This window comes from Streptomyces spongiae, from assembly GCF_009377185.1.
GTDB classification, from domain to species: Bacteria; Actinomycetota; Actinomycetes; order Streptomycetales; family Streptomycetaceae; genus Streptomyces; species Streptomyces spongiae.
Genome location: NZ_VJZC01000799.1, coordinates 1 through 3674 on the forward strand (window position 1 = coordinate 1; position 3674 = coordinate 3674).

General features: G+C 70.2%; 3 protein-coding genes. 1 reads left to right on the plus strand and 2 read right to left on the minus strand.

Features of this window, described 5'->3' with window-relative positions:
• The first annotated feature begins 481 nt into the window (after window positions 1-481).
• Window positions 482-1066 (plus strand): biotin transporter BioY, encoded by a 585-nt coding sequence (locus FNH08_RS46940; protein WP_152777957.1) that lies wholly within the window; start codon window positions 482-484, stop codon window positions 1064-1066.
• A 42-nt stretch (window positions 1067-1108) separates the two neighbouring features.
• Here the strand turns inward: FNH08_RS46940 and FNH08_RS46945 are convergent, their stop codons facing one another.
• Window positions 1109-2443 carry an FAD-binding oxidoreductase gene (locus tag FNH08_RS46945; protein ID WP_322726557.1) on the minus strand — a complete coding sequence of 445 codons (1335 nt, stop codon included), beginning with the start codon at window positions 2441-2443 and terminating at the stop codon, window positions 1109-1111.
• Window positions 2444-2657: 214 nt separating this feature from the next.
• Window positions 2658-3434, minus strand: coding sequence for a hypothetical protein (locus FNH08_RS46950; RefSeq protein ID WP_152777959.1), 777 nt, complete (start codon window positions 3432-3434; stop codon window positions 2658-2660).
• Between the last annotated feature and the right edge of the window lie 240 nt (window positions 3435-3674).

Here is a 3674-nt window from a genome sequence, read left to right on the forward strand (position 1 = left end):
GCTCGGGGGAGGGGAGAGTCGCTGTCGCGGAACGGGACATGAGGCTTCCTCGGAAACTTCCTCGGGAACGGGTCCGACACTGCGCCGTCTGGTGCGGCGAACCGGATCCACTCCCGTCCCGCCTCACCCCGGACGGCGACAGATGGCGGTGCCCTGCCGTCGCAGGTCGACATAGCGACGCGACGAGAAGTCCAAGGACTGGGCAACCATGGCCAGAAGCGTATGGCCTGTCCGGCGGCTCCGGCCAGAGGGCGTTCGTTTGGTGAGACCCCACAGTTCCGGTCCGTCCCGCCCGACTCGCCGCAGCCTCTTCACCTCAGTGACCAGCGTCACCTCAACGCAGGTGTAGCTGACACCTTTTGTGAGGAGTGGATCAAGCGCGCGCTCCTCCCTTTGTCGAACGCTGACGGTGTCCGGCTCCGTGGCCCTGGGATAGCGTCACCGTGTCCCCAACCACCTTCCCGCCGGAGTGAGCCTCACCATGAGCACCGCCGCCGCCACATCCGCCCGACCCGGCGCAGTCCTCGCCGATCTGCTCCCCGACACCCGCGTCCGCGACATCGCGCTCGTGCTCGGTGGGGCCGCGCTCACCGGGCTCGCCGCCCAGATCTCGGTGCCCGTGCCGGGCTCCCCGGTGCCGGTGACCGGACAGACCTTCGCGGCGCTGCTGGTGGGTACGGCGCTGGGCGCCGGACGAGGGTTCCTGTCGCTCGCGCTGTACGCGCTGGCCGGTATGGCCGGGGTGCCCTGGTTCGCGGCCGGCACCTCGGGCTACACCGCGCCGTCCTTCGGCTACATCCTCGGCATGCTGCTGGCCGCCACCGTCGTGGGCGCGCTGGCCCGGCGCGGCGGCGACCGGTCGGTGCCGCGCATGGCGGGCACCATGGTCGTCGGCGAGGTGATCATCTACGCGATCGGTGTGCCGTACCTGGCCCTCGCCGCCGACATGTCGCTGACCGCCGCCATCGCGGCCGGCCTCACCCCCTTCCTGATCGGTGACGCGCTGAAGGCCGCGCTGGCGATGGGCGTGCTGCCCACGGCATGGAAGTTCGCCGACCGCAAGTGACCGGCGTGTACTGCCGGGAAGAGCAAGCCGATTGACGGTCTTTCAGGCCGACTCGATCGTGTAGTTCCGCCGGAACATGGCGCGCGGGTCGTACTCCGCCTTCAGCGCGGCGAGCCGCGGACGCGTCCGCGCGTCGTACAGCCCGTCCGTACGGTCGTCCGCGCCGAAGGCGAAGTTGAGCGCACGTCCGATGGTCCAGGGCGAGAGGACCGCGAACGCCGGGTCCAGCAACTCGCGTGCCGTCGCACGGTCGGCCATGGCCACCAGTCGTACGAGGAACCGACCCTCCCGGTGCGACACGGAGTTCGCCGCCTTCCGCGCCAGCGCCCCGCCAAGATGGTTGATCTGCGTCACGCACATCGGGGACACCCCCGGACCGGTACGCGACAGCACCTCGGCGGCCGCGGAGACGTCCAGGCCGCTCAGCACCGCGCTGTCCCCGTGGTACGCGTGCGGGACGTCCGGGTCGCTGTGGATGGTGTGGCTGTCGGCGTACGGCATCTCCCGCAGCGTGTCCCCGAGCGCCGGGCCCAACGCCCGGAGCGGGGCGACCAGTCGCTCGCCGTCGGCGCCGGTCCCGGTGTACGCGACCCGCACGGAGACGACGTACCGGCCACGCAGACGCGGCGGCAGCGCCGGGACGTCCGGGTACGGGACGGCGGCGAACGACGAGGTCAGTGTGTCGGGCACGGTCCGCGTCCAGCGCTCGTACGCTCGCAGCACGGTCTCCGGGGCCACCTCGCGCCCGTCGAAGGCGAGCGCGCCACCGTACAGCCGCGTCACCGGAACGAGGCCGATCTCCATCTCGGTGACGACACCGAAGTTGTGGCCGCCGCCGAGCAGCGCCCAGTACAGATCGGGGTCCGACTCCCGGGTCACGCGCCGGAGCCGGCCGTCGGCGGTGACCACGTCCAGGGCGCGTACGTGGTCGGCCGCGTACCCGAACTCCCTGGCCAGGAGGGGGAGTCCACCGCTCAGCGTGTACGAGACGGCGCCCGCGCCCGGCGCCGAGCCGTTCAGCGGTGCGAGCCCGTACGGAGCGGCCGCCTCGACGACCCGGCCCCACCGAACCCCCGCCTGGACGCGGGCCGTACGCGACCCGGGGTCGACCGTCACCCCGTCCATGCGCTTCGTCGTGATCAGCACGCCGCCCTCGGCCGCCCCCGGCAGCCCGTGCCCGGTCGCCTGGACGCCGACCGGCAGGCCCTCGGCCGCCGCGTACGCCACCGCCGCGGCCACGTCGGCGGGCGAGGACGCGGCGAAGACCACGGCGGGCCGCTGCGTCAGGCCGGTCTGGAAGCCGGCGACCTCGCCCTCGTAGCCGTCGTCGCCGGGCCTGAACACGAGGTGGTGCGCGCTGTGGTCCTGAAGGGTCACGGGGATGTTCCTTCGGTTCGCGTGGGTGGGTTGGGTTCGCCGGTCGGTTCGCGGCCCTCCCGGACAAGGCGATGCTCGCCGGATTTCCTGACACCCACCGTCAGCTTTTCCCGTTTCCCGTTTTCGCGCTGTATGGCTGCGCCCCCGCGGTGAGACCGCGGGGGCGCTCAGGACGTACGTGCTGTTGAACGGCCCTTACCGCCCCTACGGCCCCTTACGACTGCTGCCGGGACTGAGGCCGACGCTGCGTCCACCACAGGCCCGCCGCCCCCGCCGAGATCAGCGCCGCGCCGGCCGCGCCGAGCGGCAGCACACGGTCGGCGGGACCGGTGTTGGGCAGCTCCGCCGGACCGTCGCCCGGGTTGTCGCCGCCCGGACTGTCGCTGCCCGGGTTGTCGCCGCCGGGGGTGACCGGGCTGTTGTCGGTGCCGAGGAGCAGCGGGGTGGTCGGGGCGTTCGGCGACGGGTTGTTCGAGCCGAAGGGGACCGGGCCCTGTTGCCAGTACGTCTTCGCACCGTCGGCGGCCTGGACGGGGAGGCAGATCTTCCCCTGCTTCTTCACGTCGAAGGTCGCGTCGACGGCGTACGACTTCGACTTGCCTGCCGCGAGGTTGTCGATGGCGCAGCTGAAACCACTGTTCGAACCCTCGGGAAGATCATTCTTGGGGATTTTCGAACACCCCTCGACGCCCTTCACGGTGAGTCCGTCAAATCCGACCACAAGCAGTCGGATTTCGCCGCTGTCCTTGCTTCCCCCATTCTTTACGACGGCGGTAATCGCCGTTTTCTTCGAGCTGTTGTCCACCGAGATCTTCTCGGGCAGCAGCGTCGTCAGCTTCACGCCCGCCGGTGCCTCGTCGACGGCCTTTCCCCCCTTGCCGCTCATACCTCCCTCGTCATCCGCGGTGGCGTTGAAGGCGAAGATCGTCACCGCCGTGAAAGATGCAGTGAGCAGCGATCCCGCGATGGTCGTCATACGACGAGAACTCATGTTCGTCCCCCTTGCGTCCCCCTGGCCGCGCCCTGAATTCGCGGTCCCTGAAGAGGTACCACAAGATTTCTCCGCACTATGCTGGTACGGCACGAAGTTGTGACCAAATACGCTACTTCGCGGTTCTTCTGTGGCGGAAGGTGAAGGGGGGCATGGGGGTGCCGGGAATTACGCGGGGCGGTGTTCCGGGATTACTGGTGACGGGCCGCTACAGGCTGCTCGAAAGCATTGGCCAAGGAG